Here is a 14,988-nt window from a genome sequence, read left to right as displayed (position 1 = left end):
ACAAGGATGTAGCGATGAAGACCCCGTTTTTGTTTATCGACCGCGACGGCACCCTGATTGAAGAGCCGGTGACCGACAAGCAGGTGGACAGCCTCGCCAAGCTGCGCTTCGAGCCCATGGTCATTCCAGTGCTGCGCGAATTGCAGGCCGCCGGCTACGTGCTGGTGATGGTGACCAACCAGGACGGGCTGGGTACTGCCAGCCTGCCGCTGGAGAACTTCCAGCCGCCCCACGATCTGATGATGCACCTGTTCGAATCGCAAGGGGTGAACTGGGAGCAGGTGCTGATCTGCCCGCACTTCCCCACCGACGGCTGCAGCTGCCGCAAGCCCCACCTCGGGCTGGTGAAGGAGTATCTCGCCTCCGGTCGCATCGACTTTGCCAACTCCTTCGTGATTGGTGACAGACAGACCGATCTGCAGCTGGCCGACAACATGGGCATTCGCGGGATCCGCTACCACCCGCAGGATCACGACTGGCTCGCCATCCGTGATCAGCTGCTGTCCAAGGGGCGTGTGGCCGAGGTGGAGCGTTACACCAAGGAGACTCGCATCCAGGTGGCGGTGGATCTCGACAAGAGCGGCGGCAACCAGATCGCCACCGGCATCGGCTTCTTTGATCACATGCTGGATCAGATAGCGACCCACGCAGGTTTCAGACTCAAGCTCAAAGTGAGCGGCGATCTGCACATCGACGATCACCACACGGTAGAAGACGTCGGATTGGCCCTGGGTCAGGCGCTGCGCCAGGCCCTTGGCAGCAAGCGCGGCATCGGCCGCTTCGGCTTCGTGCTGGCGATGGACGAGGTTCAGGCGGTGATCGACGGTCGCCCCCGCCTGGTTGACGGCGCCAATGACAGCACCCAGGCTCCCTCGTTGACCGAGCTGGACGTGGCCACCGCGCTCGACTTGAGCGGCCGCCCCTACTTCGTGTTCGACTGCCCGAGCGGTTTTGGCCGCGACAGCGTGGGCGAGATGGCCACCGAGATGGTGCCCCACTTCTTCCGCTCCCTCTCGGATGCCATGGCCATCACCCTGCAGATGAAGGTCGGCAGCGGCAACACCCACCACCAGGTGGAGGCGCTGTTCAAGGGCTTTGGCCGCGCCCTGCGCCAGGCCATTCGAGTGGAAGGGAGCGAGCTTCCCTCCAGCAAGGGGGTGCTGTGATGGATGTGAGCAAGCAGAAGCTGGTCATCATCGACACCGGCTGCGCGAACCTGGCCTCGGTGCGCATGGCATTCGAGCGCCTCGGCGTGCAGCCGCGGGTCTCCCGCGAGGCTGCCGATATCGAGCAGGCGGACAAGCTGATCCTGCCCGGCGTCGGCACCGCGGTGGCCGCCATGAAGAATCTCAACGAACGGGGGCTGGTGCCGCTCATTCGCGCCGCCAAGCAGCCGCTGCTGGGTTTTTGCCTCGGCATGCAGATGCTGGCGGAGGCCTCCGAAGAGAGCATGGCGGCCGATGGCAAGACCCATGCCTTGATCGATTGCCTTGGCATAGTACCGGGCAGGATCAAGCTGATGGAAGTAGGCAATCTGCGTTTGCCCCACATGGGCTGGAACCAGATTGAACACGACGAGACCCATCCTCTGCTCAAGGGGATCCCGAGCGGCAGCTACTTCTACTTCGTGCACTCCTATGCGCTGGAGGTAACCGAAGCGACGCTGGCGACCTGTGACTACGGCAAGCCTTTCACCGCCATCGTGGGCGGGGTTGCAGAGCGCAGCAATTTCTTTGGCGCCCAATTCCACCCGGAGCGCTCCGGCGCGGCCGGTGCCCGCCTACTGCAAAACTTTTTGGAGCTGTAACAAGGATGATTATTCCAGCCATTGATCTGATTAACGGCCAAGTCGTGAGGCTCTATCAGGGCGACTACGGTCAGAAGACCGCCTACAGCGACAGCCCGCAGGCCCGCTTCGACGAATATGTCTCCCAGGGGGCGGTGCAACTGCACCTGGTGGACCTTGATGGTGCCAAGGATGCCAAGGCGCGCCAGCTCCCTCTCATCGCCCAGCTGCTGTCGGCCACCGAAGCACCGGTGCAGGTGGGGGGCGGCGTGCGCAGCGAGCAGGATGTGGCAGATCTGCTGGCCGCCGGCGCCAGCCGGGTGGTGATCGGCTCCACCGCCGTCAAATCGCCGGATCTGGTGGCCAGCTGGATGGAAAAATACGGCCCCGAGCGCATCGTGCTGGCACTGGACGTCAACATTGATGCCCAGGGCAATCGCCATATCGCGGTAGCCGGCTGGCAGGAGAACAGCGGGGTGACCATCGAAGCTTTGATCGAGCGCTTCCTCCCTGCCGGGCTCAAGCACGTGCTCTGCACCGACATCAGCCGTGACGGCACCCTCTCAGGCACCAACGTCGAGCTCTACCGGGATCTCTGCGCCCGTTATCCGAGCGTCGGCTTTCAGGCCTCCGGCGGCATTGGCGGCATCGAAGACATCGAGGCGCTCAAGGGTTCAGGGGTCAAGGGGATCATCCTTGGCCGCGCCCTGCTGGAGGGCAAGTTCTCGGTAGGGGATGCCATCGCCTGCTGGGGAAATGGCAGCCTGTAAGCAAGCCGCAGCGTCGCCATCAGGACGTCGATTGAGAGAGAGGCTCCCTGCCGGGCCGTCCGGCCGGAAGCCTCTTCATCAAGGGGTAAATCGAGGTAAGTCCTTATTACTTGGTAACAATTGACTCTATACTCGAATTCACTGAGACAACGTCACGGAGGACCTATGTTTACATCTCACTCCGCCACCATCCTGATTGTCGATGACTCACCCGAAAATCTGATGGTGCTGACCGACCTGCTCTCTCCCACCTATCGGGTGCTCGCCGCCCAGAGCGGGGAGAAGTGTCTGCGGATCGCCACTGGCAAGACAATCCCGGATCTCATCCTGCTGGATGTGATGATGCCTGGCATGGACGGCTATGAGGTGCTCAAACAGCTGCGTATTACCCCTGCAACCAGTCGTATTCCGGTGGTGCTGCTCACCGCCCTCGCCGACCCCCAGAGCGAGGAGTACGGGCTGTCGCTGGGCGCTGCCGACTACATTACCAAGCCCATCAAACCGGCCATCGTCCAGGCGCGGGTACGTACCCAGCTGGAGGCCAAACAGGCCCGCGACGGCCTGCAGAATCAGAACGCGGCGCTGGAGGCCGAAGTCGCACGCCGGATGACCGAGAACGACCTCATCCAGCAAGTCTCCATCCGGGCGCTCGCCCATCTGGCGGAGATCCGCGACCCCGAGACCGGCAATCACATCTTGCGCACTCAGGGCTATGTCAGGCAACTGGCCTGTGCGCTGGCCAGTCACCCCCGTTTTAGCGACACCCTGACCCCCCGCTACATCGATCTGCTGAGCCGCTCGGCGCCGCTGCACGACATCGGCAAGGTGGGCATTCCGGATCAGATCCTGCTCAAGCCGGACAAGCTGACCCCGGCGGAGTGGCAGATCATGCGCACCCACGCCAAGCTCGGCAGCGACGCCATCGAAGAGGCCGAACGGGACATCGAACAGCCGCTGGCGTTTCTCACCCTGGCCAAGGAGATAGCCCACTGGCACCACGAAAGATGGGATGGCAGCGGCTATCCCGATGGCCTGCAAGGGGACGCAATTCCGCTCTCGGCCCGCCTGATGGCACTGGCGGACGTGTTCGATGCGCTGATCAATGTGCGGGTCTACAAGGCGGCCATGCCCTATGAGGAGGCGCGCGCCCTGATCCTCTCCGGCAGTGGCCAGCATTTCGACCCGGATGTGGTGACGGCGTTTGACAACCACTTCGAGCAGTTCGTCGCCATCGCCGAGCGCTACCAGGATGACAATGAGGCCAGACATGGCTGAGCAGCCCTCGTTGACCCGAGCCCATGTACTCAACGTCGTGCTCACCTATGCCGCGGTGGCGAGCCTGTGGATCCTGCTCTCCGACAAGGCGGTGGAGTGGCTGTTCAGCACCCCGGCCCAGTTCGCGCTGGCCAGCACCATCAAGGGGTGGCTGTTCATCCTCATCACCGCCACCATGCTCTATACCATGCTGCGCCGGCGCATCGACCAGCCGACGGTGACCACCACCCCTTCCCGGCGCCAGCTGTTGCCGTTCGTGCTGCTCAACGGCCTGATCCTGGCCCTGACCGCCATGGCCATCGCCCAGAACATCAACCTGACCCAGGACAAGGAGGCAGCCCGGCTCGAGACCATTGCCGATCTCAAGAGCAAGCGCATCACCGAATGGCTCAGCGCCCGGGAATTTGACGCCCACATTCTGTTTGAAAACCCGCTATATGCCGCGCTCTATCGCGAAGCCCAGGCCACCCGGGCCGGTCATGCCAACCTGATGACCAAATTGGACGAATTTATCTCCATTCGCCGCTTCAGCGCCGCCAGCGTGCTCTCGCCAGAGGGCAACCTGCTGTGGCACACCCCGGATGCCAGCGGCCTGAGCGCCCAGTTGCGCGCGGCATTGAAGAACGCAACAAGCGGCAGCATCACCCGGGTCGGCCCCTATCTGGACGAACAGGGTCAAGCCCGCCTCGACTTTATCGCCCCGCTCCCCATGGCGGGCGACAAGTCGCCTTTCATCGTGCTGCAGATAAGCCGCAGTGACTGGCTCAACAACATTCTCAAGTCCTGGCCGGTGCCGGACAGCAGCGGTGAGGCCCTGCTGTTTCGCCGCAGCGGCGATCAGATCCAGTTTCTCAACGATGTGCGCTATCGCCCCGGTTCGGCTCTCACCCTGCATTTGCCCGTCAGCAGCAAGGAGTTGCTGGCAGTCCAGTTCCTGCAGCAAAGCCGCAATGAAGAGGGCAAGGCGATCTTCTTTGGCAAGGATTACCGCAACACGCCGGTGTTTGGCACCGTACAGCCGGTCATGGGTACCGACTGGTATCTGCTGGCCAAGATAGACAAGGCCGAACTCACCCGGGCGGAGCTCAAAGAGAGCATCTGGATCGGGCTGATCGGCCTGCTAGTGCTGCTTATCGCCAACACCGGCATCGTGCTGCTGCGCCAACACACCCGGCTGCAGATGGCCGAGCAGGTTCGCCAGTCCCAGGCCGGCCGCCTGCAGGCGCTGCAACTGCTCTCCGCCATCGCCGACAGCTCGGAAGATGCCATCTTCGCCAAGGACAGAGAGGGTAAATACATTCTGTTCAACCGCGCCGCCAGCCAGTTCGTCGGCAAATCGGCCAGCGAGATGCTGGGTCAGGACGACATGGCCATCTTCCCCCCCGATCAGGCCCGTATGCTGATGGCGCTGGGTGAACAGGTGATCGCCAATAACCGGGTTCAGACCCAGGAGGAGTACCTGACCCTGCCAGGCGGCGAGCGGGTGTTTCTCGCCACCAAGGGACCGCTGCAAGACAGCGATGGTCAGGTGATAGGCATCTTCGGTATCTCTCGCGACATCACGGATTTCAAGCGAGCCGAAGCGGGCCTGCGTGAGCGGGAAGGACTGTTTCGCGCCCTGGTAGAACAGTCACTGGCCGGCATCTACATCATCCAGCAGGGTCAGCTCTGTTACATCAACCCAGGATTTGCCCGCCTGTTCGGCTATGCCTCGACTGCAGCTCTGCTCAAAATCGGCACCCTGCACGCTCTAGCCAGCCCGAAAGACAGCGCCAGGGTGGCTGAGCAGCTGCAGCGCTGCGAACAGGAAGACAGCGAGATCCACACCCGCTTCACCGCCCTGCACCACGACCACCAGAACATCGAGATGGAGCTCTATGGGCGCCGTGTCGACTATCGCGGCCAGCCCGCCGTGCTTGGTCTGCTGCTGGATGTCACCGAGCGCGAACAGGTCGAGCAGGCCCTGACCCGTCAGGCCAGCGAGCTCCGCCAGCAAAACAATGAACTGGAGCGGTTCAACAAGGTGATGGTGGACCGGGAGCTGGCCATGCTGGCCCTCAAGCACAAGATCAACGAGCTGTCGCTTCAGCTCGGGCAACAGCCCCCCTATCCGCAGGCCCCCACCCCGCCGGAGGAGTCCCTATGACGCGCTGGTCTTCACTGTGGCATCCTCGCCAACCCAGACAGCGCTGGGGGGTCTGCCTGCTGGCCGTGCTGCTGCCTGTGCTGATGCTGCAGATCCGGGTCCAGCTGCCCATCGCCTTTGGCGAGCGGCCGCTGCTGGTGCTGTTCATGCTGCCCATCACCGTCTGCGCCCTGCTCGGTGGCCTGCTGCCCGGCCTGCTCTGTACCCTGGTGAGCGGTCTGCTCACCACCTACTTCCTGCTCGCCCCGCTTCACGAGCTGCGCATCGGCGCCGGGCAGGATCTGGTGCAGTGGGGCATTCTGATCGCCAACGGCGTTCTCATCAGCCTGCTCAGCGCAGCCATGCACCGCTCCCGCGCCCGGGAAACCCAGCGCTGGCAGGAGCTCAGCAGCATCCAGTCCCGCCTGCAACAAAGCGAGACCCGCTTCCAGGCTACCTTCGAGCAGGCTGCGGTCGGCATCGCCCTGGTCTCCCCGGACGGCAAGTGGCTGCGGGTCAATCGGCGGTTGTGCGACATGCTGGGCTACCAGGCCGACGAGCTGATGGGCATGACCTTCCAGCAGATCACCCACCCGGATGATCTCTTCATCGATCAGACCTACGTGGCCCAGATGCTGGCAGACGAACGTCAGCACTACACCCTGGAGAAGCGTTATCTGCGCAAGGGCGGCGAGGTCCTCTGGATCACCCTGACGGTGGCGCTGGTCAAGGATCTCAAGGGAAAACCGGATTACTTCATCTCGGTCATCGAGGATCACCAGCAGCGCAAGGAGACCGAAGAGGCGCTGCGCCGCAACGAGGGGATCCTGCGCGAATCCCAGCACCTGGCCAAGATCGGCAACTGGCGCTGGAACATCACCGACGACAGCCACTTCTGGTCGCCGGAGATCTACCGCATCTATGGCCGCGATCCTTCCCTGCCTCCCGCCATCTACCCAGAGGTGAGGAAGTACTTCACCCAGGATGGCTGGCGCGCCATCGCCCAGTCGGTCGAGCGCTGTCTGCAAGATGGCCTGCCCTACGAGTGCGATGCCGAGGTGATCCACGAACAGGGTGAACCCATCTGGATCATCGCCCGCGGCGCCGCCCTGCGCGCCAACGACGGCACCATCGTCGAACTGTATGGCACCGTGCAGGACATCACCGAACGCAAGCTGGCCGAGCAGCAACTGCTGCACAACCAGCAGCTGGCGCTCGATACCCAGCGCCGCGCCAGGCTGGCGGCACTCAACCTGATGGACGACGCCATCAGCGCCCGCATCCGCGCCGAAACCACCAGCAGTGCACTGCGCGAGAGCGAGCAGCGGCTGCTGATGGCCCAGGAGGGTGCCCACGTCGGGATCTGGGAGTGGAACATGCAGGGTGGCCGGCTCTTCTTCTCCCCCGAATGTGCCCGCCTCTATGGTCGCAGCGCCGAACAGCTCAGCGAGTTCAAGCAGTGGCACAGCTGCCTGCACCCGGACGACAAGCCCCGCCTCGACAAGTTGCTGGCCGAGCTGCCGGCAAGCGGCAAACCCATCGAGATCGAATTTCGCATCCTCTTGCCAAACGGCGATGTGCGCTGGCTCAGCAGCAAGGGCAGCATCTACCGGGATGCCCAGCAGCGCCCGCTGCGCCTGCTCGGCATCCACCTCGACATCACCGAGCGCAAGCAGGCAGAGCAGCAGTTGCGCCAGCTTTCGCTCGCCCTGGAGCAGAGCCCGGATGGCGTCTTCATCACCGATACCCAGGCCCGCATCGAATATGTCAACGTCGCCTTCCTGGCCGCCAGCGGCTACCAGCAGAGCGAGGTGATAGGACAGACCCCTTCCCTGCTGCGCTCCGGGCTTACCCCCAAGGCCACCTACATCGCCCTGTGGGATGCCATCAAGCGCGGCCAGCGCTGGCACGGCGAGTTCATCAACCGGCGCAAGGACGGCTCTCACTATCAGGTGCTCGCCACCGTCTCCCCCATTCGCCAGGAGAACGGGGCCGTCACCCACTACGTGACGGTGCAGGCCGACATCACCGAGAAGAAGCAGCTCGGCGAGGAACTCGATCAGTACCGCTACCACCTGGAGGAGATGGTCAACGAGCGCACCCTGCAGCTGGCTCAGGCCCATCAACGGGCGGAGAGTGCCAACCGCGCCAAGAGTGCCTTCCTGGCCAACATGAGCCACGAGATCCGCACTCCGATGAACGCCATTTTGGGGCTCACCTACCTGCTCAAGCGCGACACGCCGGATCACACCCAGCAGGATCGACTGGAGAAGATCGACAACGCCGCCCAGCACCTGCTCACCATCATCAACGACATCCTGGATCTCTCCAAGATCGACGCAGGCAAGATGGCGCTGGAGCAGAGCGACTTCTCCCTTACCGCCATGCTGGACAACGTCAGCGCCCTGATGAGCGAGCAGGCGCGCGCCAAGGGGCTCACCATCATAGTCGACATCGGCGATACCCCGGCCTGGGTGCACGGCGACATCACCCGCCTGCGTCAGGCGCTGCTCAACTACGCGGCCAACGCCATCAAATTCACCGAACAGGGCTCGGTCACCCTGCGGGTCCGGGTGGATCACCCGCTTGCCGGCGGCTATCTGTTGCGTTTCGAGGTGGAGGATACCGGCATCGGCATCAGCCCGGAGCAGAGCGAGAAACTGTTCCAGGCTTTCGAGCAGGCGGATGTCTCCACCACCCGCAAATATGGCGGCACCGGCCTTGGGCTGGCCATCACCAGCCGGCTTGCCACCCTGATGGGCGGAGAGGTCGGGGTCACCAGCACCCTTGGCAAGGGCAGCTGCTTCTGGTTTACCGCCCGCCTCGCGGTGGGTCAGGGTGAACCGCAGCAACCGGCAGCGCTCGAGCAGACGGTGCAGCAGGCCCTCTTCTTTGCCAACCACCCCAGGGTATTGCTGGTGGAGGACAACGCCATCAACCGCGAGGTGGTGCTGGAGCTGCTCAACAACAGCGGCCTCGTCATCGAGACGGCGGTCAATGGCCAGGAGGCGCTGGAGCGCGTCAGCCAGCACGCGTTCGATCTCATCCTGATGGACATACAGATGCCGCTGATGGATGGCTACAGCGCGACCCGGGCCATCCGCGCCCTGCCGGGCTGGGAGCAGGTTCCCATTCTGGCGCTGACCGCCAGTGCCTTCGAAGAGGACAGGAAGGCCTGCGAATCCGCCGGCATGAACGATTTCATCGCCAAACCGGTGACCCCCGCCAAGCTGTTCGAGGCGCTGCAGCAGTGGCTGCCCCACAGCACGGCCGCCGCCCCCAAATACCAGCGGCGAACGACCGACCTGCTAACTGGCCCCCTCACCCGCCTGCAAAATCTGCCCGGGCTGGATCTGCAACAGGGGCTGGCGGCACTGCAGGGCAACCAGAGCAAATACGTCGCCCTGCTTCGCCACTTCGCCAGCGAACACAGTCAGGACATGCAGCAGCTGGAGAACCATCTGCATGCTGGTGACAGGCCAGCCGCCAGCCGGCTGATCCACACCCTGCGCGGGGTGGCCAGCACCCTCGGGCTGGTGGAACTGGCCGCCCAGAGCCAACAACTGGAGCTGGATCTGGCCAACAACAGCCAACCCCTGGCCGAGCGGATGGCACCGATCGCCCACCTCCTCAGCGAACTGCCCAGTCTGCTGGGGGAAGAAGATCCCAGCCCCGCCGCGAACGCCGCGCCGCTTGGCAGCCACTGGCAACAACAGCTGCTGCGCCAGATTGAGGAGTTGCTGGTGCAGAGCGACACCGCCGTGATCCCGCTGTTTGAGCAGTACGCGGCCCCTCTGCTGCTCACCCTGGGGACTCAGGGCGAGATCCTGGCTCGCCAGCTGAAAGTGTTTGATTTTGACGGTGCCCTGCTCACCCTTCGTGAGCTGCTGGCAGCAGATGGCTCTCAGCCAGGCTTGAGCGGCCAGGCGCCTGCTGGCACCAGCCGGCATCAGGGCGCGAGCAAGCTGGATAAAGGGTTGAATCACTGAATAAAGTCGTGCATATAGTGGTACTCCACCGAGTGAAGACGCCGCCCGTTTCGGGTCTCTTTTTCCCGCTCAGGAACCCGCTGTTAAAGCATGCAAGCCACCTTTTTCACTCGCCGCCGGGCCCTCGGGCCCGTTGGCAACAACGTTAGTTTTAACAGTGCTTTACATGGAGCAACGAGCATGTTGTCAAAGCGTATTATCCCCTGCCTCGACGTCAAAGATGGCGTGGTGGTCAAGGGAGTGCAGTTTCGTAATCACGAGGTGATGGGCGGCATCGTCGAGCTCGCCCGTCGCTACGCCAGCGAAGGGGCCGACGAGCTGGTGTTCTACGACATCACCGCCTCGAGTGATGAGCGGGTGGTGGACAAGAGCTGGGTGAGCCGAGTGGCCGAAGTCATCGACATCCCCTTCTGCGTCGCCGGCGGCATCAAGAGCGTGGAGGATGCCCGCCAGATCCTGGAGTTCGGGGCCGACAAGGTCTCCATCAACTCGCCGGCGCTGGCCGATCCCACCCTCATCACCCGACTGGCCGAACGCTTCGGCGTGCAGTGCGTGGTGGTGGGCATCGACTCCTATTTTGATGCGCAGAGCGGTCACTATCAGGTCAAGCAGTTTACCGGTGACGAGAGCCGCACCCGCACCACCGCCTGGCATACCCTGGATTGGGTCGAGGAGGCGCAAAAGCGTGGCGCCGGTGAAATCGTGCTGAACGTGATGAACCAGGATGGCATGCGCCAGGGCTATGATCTCGAGCAGCTCAAGCTGGTGCGGGCCGTCTGCAAGGTGCCGCTCATCGCCTCCGGCGGCGCCGGTGCCATGGAGCACTTTCGCGATGCCTTCACCCTCGCCGACGTGGACGGGGCGCTGGCCGCCTCCGTGTTCCACAAAGGCCTTATCCCCATTCCCGAACTGAAACGCTGGCTGAAAACCGAAGGAGTCGCCATCCGTGAATAATCAAGCAGTAAACAACGAGCAGTCGCTCGCCGAACGCCTGGACTGGGCAAAATGTGACGGCATGATCCCCGCCATCGTCCAGCATGCCGCCAGCGGCGAAGTGCTGATGCAGGGTTTCATGACCCGGGAAGCTTTGGATAAAACCCTGGCGACCGGTCAGGTCACCTTCTTCAGCCGCAGCAAGCAGCGCCTCTGGACCAAGGGGGAGAGCTCGGGCCATGTGCTCCAGCTGGTCGCCATCACCACCGACTGCGATCAGGACTCCCTGCTGATCGCCGCCAACCCCGTCGGCCCCACCTGCCATCTGGGCAACCCCTCCTGCTTCGACGGCCACCCCGTGCCGCCGCTTGGCTTCCTGGCCGAGCTCGAACAGATCCTGGCAGCACGCAAAGGCGCGGATCCGGCCACCAGCTACACCGCCAGCCTCTATGCCAAGGGCACCAAGCGCATCGCCCAGAAGGTGGGTGAAGAGGGGGTGGAAGTGGCGCTGGCCGCGATGGCGAAAGACAGAGAGGAGCTCATCAACGAATCCGCTGACCTGCTCTACCACCTCACCGTGCTGCTGCAAAACGAAGGGCTGGCGTTGAAGGATGTGGTGCAGCGGCTGTATGAGCGCCACAATAAATAAAGTATCATATTGCTTAACGGGCTATTTGGCCCGTTAAGCTCATTCAAATGACACTGCTAACTCAACCCAATTCCTATATGTAGACATATCCACTCGTGATTTTTTATGTAAGCACGAATTAATAACTCCTTCTTTTAATTTCTCTGAAAAGACTTCCGCAGTCATTGAACGATATTTTTCATCAAACTCCTTAACATCCCTCTTTAATTTACTATCAATATTTTGATACTCACCCAAGTAACCAAACAAATAGTTTCTAATAAGAGCTTTAATATGCACTTGGTATACACCTTGTGTAAATGCACCATTGCAGCCACTTTCCATTTTAATACTAACTATCCCAGAAATATTATTCATGCCGTGTGGTTTAATCTCATCGGACTTAATACCAGATAAAAGTGAATGACTACGCTTCAATGAAATTATAGTCTCATAGTCAGATGGCTTGCTTTCATGCAAGGCTATAAGATAAGCAAGAAAGACTATATTAATAGAATCATCTTTCATATTCACAAGAACTAACAATAACCTATCAATAAGTCTTTCAGTACTTCTGAGTGAAAGCTGACAAGCATCTGCTATCGATGAAATAATTACTCCAATCGAGTCCACACTCAGGCCTGTAGGCCATATGTTTTCAAAAAGACTGCTATTAAGATAAGTTACATCAGATAAGTGACTTTCAACAAAATCATGCCTTGAGCCACTAAGCATACTGAATCGCCGATTAAAAAAACGACTTAGATATATATAAGCATCAAATTCGGAACCATAAATTACTTTTACAGCATGTTGTAGTTGTTCTGTATCTGTAGCCAACACAAAGACCACTCTGGGAATATCGAATATATGTTTGATAGTTTCCAGCATTTCTACCGCATAAGGAGGACGACAACGATCCAGCTCATCGATCAAGATAAATGCCGGGTAATCCAGTTCTCCATCACTTAAACCAACAGCCCCCTCGACCCATTGCCGTATCTCCTGTTTAAGATACTGAATAGATTCATAACGCTCTTTTTGGTTGCTGCAGAGAGCATCAACCAGCTGATTGGCATCTTCCCCTTCCAGAGAAAAATCGTCTTCTTCCAGTCCAGCTTTCTTGATGGCCGCTTTCAACGCAAGCTTGCTACCTACCTTGAATAATCCCAATAGCCGCTGGCGCATACCTTCTGGGATTTTATTGTCTTTCCCTGCAACTTCTTTGAGCTGATCGATTATAGACGAAATAACTGTCAATAATGGATCATCAGAAAAGTCCTGCTGCCAGGCATCGATATAGACGGTGGGATAATGCTGTTTCAGCTCCATATACCAGCGCTTGATAAACCAGGTCTTGCCTGCTCCCCACTCAGCATTGAGGTTCAGTACATAGTTGCGCTGTTTGCCCTCTGCCGCCAGATAATTGGTCAGAAACTCGGCATAGCGAGCGCGATCCAGCCGATCTCCTGCGAGAGTATCCTGCACTCCTTCAATGGTTCCCGGACCACTCCATGCTATGGAATTTTCCCAATTAAACTCCGCTCGCGTCATAATATTTCCCTGCCTCGATATTGAGCAGGATATTACCAGAGTGAGCCCCGAAAGAGTTTGATGAACATAGAAGTTTGGCGCCATATTGCTTCAGGCAAAATGGCACCAACTCAAAACGTTGGATAAGAGTGGCTAGCTCCTACCCCAGCTGCTGGCGCAGCATAAATTTCTGCACCTTGCCGGTGGAGGTTTTCGGCAGCGGGGTAAAGATGACGCGCTTGGGGGCTTTGAAGTGGGCCATCTGCTCGCGGCAAAACGCAATCAGTTCGGCCTGGGTGAGTTCGCGCCCCTCCTTGAGCTTGACGAAGGCGCAGGGCACCTCCCCCCACTTCTCGTCCGGCATGGCGATCACCGCCACCTCGTCCACATCGGGATGGCGATAGAGCACGTCCTCCACCTCCAGACTGGAGATGTTCTCCCCGCCCGAGATGATGATGTCCTTGGATCTGTCCTTGATCTCCACGTAACCGTCCGGGTGCCACACCGCCAGATCGCCGCTGCGAAACCACCCCTCCGCCATCGCCTCGGCACTGGCGGAAGGATTCTTGAGATAGCCCTTCATCACCACATTGCCGCGCAGCACGATTTCCCCCATGGTCTTGCCATCCTGAGGGACCGGCTCGCCGCTGACCGGGTTGATGACCCGCATCTCTCCCTGCAGGGGTGAGGCTACCCCCTGGCGTGCTTTCAGACGCGACAGCGTGGTGGCATCCTGCCCCTGCCAGCTTCTTTGCGGTTCGCACAGCACGCAGGGGCCATAGGTTTCGGTGAGGCCGTAGACGTGGGTCACGGCGATCCCCATGGCCTCCATGCCGGCGATCACGGTGGCGGGTGGCGCCGCGCCTGCCGTCATCACCTTGATGGGATGGTCGAGCCCGCGTTTGAGGGCCGGATCGGCGTTGTTCAGCATATTGAGTACGATGGGGGCGGCGCAAAAATGGCTCACCTTGTGCTCGTGCAGCGCCTCATAGATGGCTGCCGCCTGCACATGGCGCAGGCAGATGCTCACCCCAGCCGTCGCCGCCAGGGTCCAGGGGAAGCACCAGCCGTTGCAGTGAAACATCGGCAGGGTCCAGAGATAGACGCTGTGCTTGGGCAGCTCCCAGGAGAGCACGTTGTTGACCGCATTGAGGTGGGCGCCGCGATGGTGATAGACCACCCCCTTGGGGTTGCCGGTGGTGCCGGAGGTGTAGTTGAGGGAAATCGCCTGCCACTCATCTTGCGGCAACCAGCCGGGCTCATCCCCACTCCCCTCGGCAAGAAACGCCTCATAGTCGAGGTCACTGACCAGCTCCCCCTCCCGGTAGAGGGGATCGTCGATGGCGATGAGCAGCGGCTGGTTCTCGACAAGTGCCAACGCCTTTTGCACCAGGGCGCCAAACTCCCGGTCTACCAGCACTACCTTGCTCTGGGCATGCTGGAAGATAAAGGCCATCGACTCGGCATCGAGCCGGGTGTTGATGGTGTTGAGCACGGCGCCACTCATGGGCACCCCGAAGTGGGCCTCGAACATGGCCGGGGTATTGGGGGCGACGATGGAGACGGTATCCCCCTCACCGATGCCGCGGCGGCGCAGGGCCGAGGCCAGCTGGCAGCAGCGTCGCTCGGTCTGGGCCCAGCTCTGGCGCAGAGGGCCGTGGATCAGCGCCGGATAGTCGGGGTAGACCCGGGCGGCCCGCCCCAGAAAGCTGATGGGGGTCAGCGCCTGGTAATTGGCGGGATTTTTTTCCAGATCGCGCTGATAGATGTTCTGCTCTGTCATCGGGTTCCTTCCTTGCAGGTAGCAAAAGCGGTGCGCTCCCGGGAGCGCCGGCAACCATCCTCTGGCGTCCTGCCAGAGGGTGCTCGTATCGGGGATCACAGCCTAGCGCGAGGTGATGGTCGCGGGTATTAGCAAAACGTCTTAGGGGCGCCGAGCTGGCGCCGCT

At 60.8% G+C, this 14,988-nt stretch carries 10 protein-coding genes; 8 read left to right on the top strand and 2 right to left on the bottom strand.

Going from position 1 to position 14,988, the window contains the following annotated elements:
* The first annotated feature begins 14 nt into the window (after positions 1–14).
* The 8 genes from hisB (at position 15) to hisIE (ending at position 11,527) form a co-directional block, all read left to right on the top strand.
* The gene (gene hisB / locus AHA_RS11110) at positions 15–1,166 is read left to right on the top strand and encodes a bifunctional histidinol-phosphatase/imidazoleglycerol-phosphate dehydratase HisB (protein WP_011706050.1); all 1,152 of its coding nucleotides are present in this window, start codon (positions 15–17) and stop codon (positions 1,164–1,166) included.
* Positions 1,166–1,807, top strand: a complete 642-nt coding sequence (hisH, locus tag AHA_RS11105; protein ID WP_011706049.1) for an imidazole glycerol phosphate synthase subunit HisH — start codon at positions 1,166–1,168, stop codon at positions 1,805–1,807. The genes hisB and hisH overlap by 1 nt, the downstream gene beginning before the upstream one ends.
* Positions 1,808–1,812: 5 nt before the next feature.
* On the top strand, positions 1,813–2,556 hold the full coding sequence (gene hisA, locus AHA_RS11100) for a 1-(5-phosphoribosyl)-5-[(5-phosphoribosylamino)methylideneamino]imidazole-4-carboxamide isomerase (protein ID WP_011706048.1): 744 nt from the start codon (positions 1,813–1,815) through the stop codon (positions 2,554–2,556).
* Positions 2,557–2,721: 165 nt separating this feature from the next.
* Positions 2,722–3,831 (top strand): response regulator, encoded by a 1,110-nt coding sequence (locus AHA_RS11095; RefSeq protein WP_011706047.1) that lies wholly within the window; start codon positions 2,722–2,724, stop codon positions 3,829–3,831.
* Positions 3,824–5,977, top strand: coding sequence for a PAS domain-containing protein (locus tag AHA_RS11090; protein WP_011706046.1), 2,154 nt, complete (start codon positions 3,824–3,826; stop codon positions 5,975–5,977). Before AHA_RS11095 ends, AHA_RS11090 begins: the two co-directional genes overlap by 8 nt.
* Positions 5,974–9,945 (top strand): PAS domain S-box protein, encoded by a 3,972-nt coding sequence (locus tag AHA_RS11085; RefSeq protein ID WP_011706045.1) that lies wholly within the window; start codon positions 5,974–5,976, stop codon positions 9,943–9,945. The genes AHA_RS11090 and AHA_RS11085 overlap by 4 nt, the downstream gene beginning before the upstream one ends.
* A 180-nt stretch (positions 9,946–10,125) precedes the next feature.
* Entirely contained in the window at positions 10,126–10,899 is a 774-nt protein-coding gene (hisF, locus tag AHA_RS11080) for an imidazole glycerol phosphate synthase subunit HisF (RefSeq protein WP_011706044.1), read from the top strand.
* Complete coding sequence (gene hisIE / locus AHA_RS11075) at positions 10,892–11,527, top strand: bifunctional phosphoribosyl-AMP cyclohydrolase/phosphoribosyl-ATP diphosphatase HisIE (RefSeq protein WP_011706043.1); 636 nt, start codon at positions 10,892–10,894, stop codon at positions 11,525–11,527. The genes hisF and hisIE overlap by 8 nt, the downstream gene beginning before the upstream one ends.
* A 39-nt stretch (positions 11,528–11,566) precedes the next feature.
* Here hisIE and AHA_RS11070 read toward each other — a convergent pair whose 3' ends face one another.
* Together AHA_RS11070 and AHA_RS11065 are read right to left on the bottom strand one after the other, a co-directional pair.
* Complete coding sequence (locus AHA_RS11070; RefSeq protein WP_164927642.1) at positions 11,567–13,060, bottom strand: KAP family P-loop NTPase fold protein; 1,494 nt, start codon at positions 13,058–13,060, stop codon at positions 11,567–11,569.
* A gap of 139 nt (positions 13,061–13,199) precedes the next feature.
* On the bottom strand, positions 13,200–14,822 hold the full coding sequence (locus tag AHA_RS11065) for an acyl-CoA synthetase (protein WP_011706041.1): 1,623 nt from the start codon (positions 14,820–14,822) through the stop codon (positions 13,200–13,202).
* Positions 14,823–14,988: the final 166 nt, after the last annotated feature.

It is taken from the genome of Aeromonas hydrophila subsp. hydrophila ATCC 7966 (assembly GCF_000014805.1).
GTDB lineage: Bacteria > Pseudomonadota > Gammaproteobacteria > Enterobacterales > Aeromonadaceae > Aeromonas > Aeromonas hydrophila.
Note: the sequence above shows the minus strand (reverse complement) of the source record. Positions and strands in the feature narration are given on the sequence as shown.